This is a genomic window from Rhodococcus sp. IEGM 1409, from assembly GCF_030056735.1.
Taxonomy (GTDB): Bacteria; Actinomycetota; Actinomycetes; order Mycobacteriales; family Mycobacteriaceae; genus Rhodococcus_F.
The window spans coordinates 12822-14021 of the sequence record NZ_JASHKN010000010.1; the positions used below are offsets into that span (position 1 = coordinate 12822).

A 1200-nucleotide genomic window follows, 5' to 3' on the forward strand; every position below is an offset into this window, starting at 1 on the left:
TGACGCGAGCTTGCCGAAGGTCCGACACTGGCGCTATCGAAAATGCGCTCCAGAAGAGCGTCACCGAGATCCACGTCCCGAACAGCCCACAAGGAGTACTGATGTCCAGTACAGACCAGCCGGCACTTCAGCACACGCTGAAGAAGCGGCATCTGTCGATGATTGCGATCGCGGGCGTCATCGGCGCCGGACTGTTCGTCGGCTCCGGTGTGGCGATCCAGGAAACGGGCCCAGGTGTCCTGATTTCCTACGCACTCGCCGGCGTCGTCGTCATCCTCGTGATGCGCATGCTCGGCGAGATGTCGGCAGCGTCGCCGGAAACCGGATCGTTCTCGTCGTACGCCGACAAGGCCATCGGCCGCTGGGCGGGCTTCTCGATCGGCTGGCTGTACGCGTGGTTCTGGATCATCGTGCTCGGCATCGAGGCCACCGCCGGTGCCCTCATCATGAATCGCTGGGTTCCCGGCGTTCCCCAGTGGACCTGGGCATTGATTCTGATGATCGTGCTGACGCTGACAAACATCATCTCGGTCAAGTCCTTCGGTGAGTTCGAGTTCTGGTTCGCGTCCATCAAGGTCGTCGCCATCATCGCGTTCCTCGGCATGGGTGTCGTGGCGATCTGCGGATGGATGCCGGGCGTCGAAGCACCCGGAATGACCAACCTGACCGGTCACGGCGGTTTCCTGCCGAACGGCACAGGAGCCATGCTCGCTGCAGTCCTTGTGGTCGTGTTCTCGTTCTTCGGCGCCGAAATCGCCACCATCGCAGCCGGTGAATCGGCCAACCCGCTCGAAGCTGTTCGCGCTGCCGTCAAATCCGTCGTCTGGCGAATTCTCATCTTCTACATCGGCTCGATCGCGGTCGTCGTCACGCTGCTTCCCTGGGACAGCGCATCCGTCGCGCTCAGCCCGTACGTCGCCGTCATGGACTCCTACGGCATTCCGGCCGCAGGCAACATCATGGACGTCGTCGTCCTCACGTCGGTTCTGTCCTGCCTCAACTCCGGTCTCTACACCGCGAGCCGCATGATCTTCTCCCTCGCCGGTCGCGGCGACGCCCCCAAAGCGCTCTCACGCATCGAGAAGACCGGCGTCCCCATGCGCGCGGTCCTGGTCTCGACGATCGTCGGCTTCCTGACCGTCGGCATGAACTACCTCTCCCCGGACAAGGTCTTCCTGTTCCTGGTCAACTCCTCCGGTG

1 protein-coding gene is annotated in these 1200 nt (G+C 62.7%); it reads left to right on the top strand.

What is annotated here, in order from left to right; all coding sequences use genetic code 11:
• Nucleotides 1-101: 101 nt before the first annotated feature.
• A partial coding sequence (locus QM716_RS23045; protein ID WP_283306457.1) for an amino acid permease occupies nt 102-1200 on the top strand: 1099 nt, incomplete at its 3' end.